Source organism: Enterocloster alcoholdehydrogenati (assembly GCF_013282095.1).
Classification (GTDB): domain Bacteria; phylum Bacillota; class Clostridia; order Lachnospirales; family Lachnospiraceae; genus Enterocloster; species Enterocloster alcoholdehydrogenati.
In genome coordinates this window covers 1-569 of sequence record NZ_BLTJ01000046.1, presented here as the reverse complement: position 1 = coordinate 569, position 569 = coordinate 1, and the positions used below count along the sequence as shown (strand labels likewise).

Annotated in this window: 1 rRNA gene; it reads left to right on the top strand. The window is 45.3% G+C overall.

The annotated features are described in order from the left end of the window. The first annotated feature begins 104 nt into the window (after window positions 1-104). A 5S ribosomal RNA gene (rrf, locus tag HW447_RS17845) occupies window positions 105-222 on the top strand. The last annotated feature ends 347 nt before the right edge of the window (window positions 223-569 follow it).

Below are 569 nucleotides of genomic sequence, written 5' to 3'. Positions count from 1 at the left end.
GTAGCCGTATCGGAAGGTGCGGCTGGATCACCTCCTTTCTAAGGAAGAATGGAGTAGGGGTTTTATATACTGTTTAGTGTTCAATAAGAGAGGACACAAAAATTTCCGGTGGCGATGCGCTTAGGGGCCACACCCGTACCCATCCCGAACACGATGGTTAAGACCTAAGCGGCCGATGGTACTATGCTGGAGACGGCATGGGAGAGCAGGTGGCTGCCGGATCCCTTCGAAAGAAAACGCGCTCTGATGAGTGTTTCATATAGAACAGACATATTCCAATGGGCTAAGATAAAGGCGCGGCCTGTGAGGTTCGCAAGAACGGAAAGAATGTGTTAACCTACGTCAGCAGGGAAGTGCTGTTCCATATAACTGGTTTTTACCAGTGATTTGTGAGTTCGAGTTGATCGAGTTTGCAAATGACTGATAAAAATGTCAGTCAGATACGTACCTTGAAAACCGCATATTGAACAAAAAGAATTGAATATTCAAACGAATATCAAGACATCCGAGGCCATGCGAGAGATCGCATGGAAAACAAACAACAAATTTGTAAACCTAGAACCAGAGAT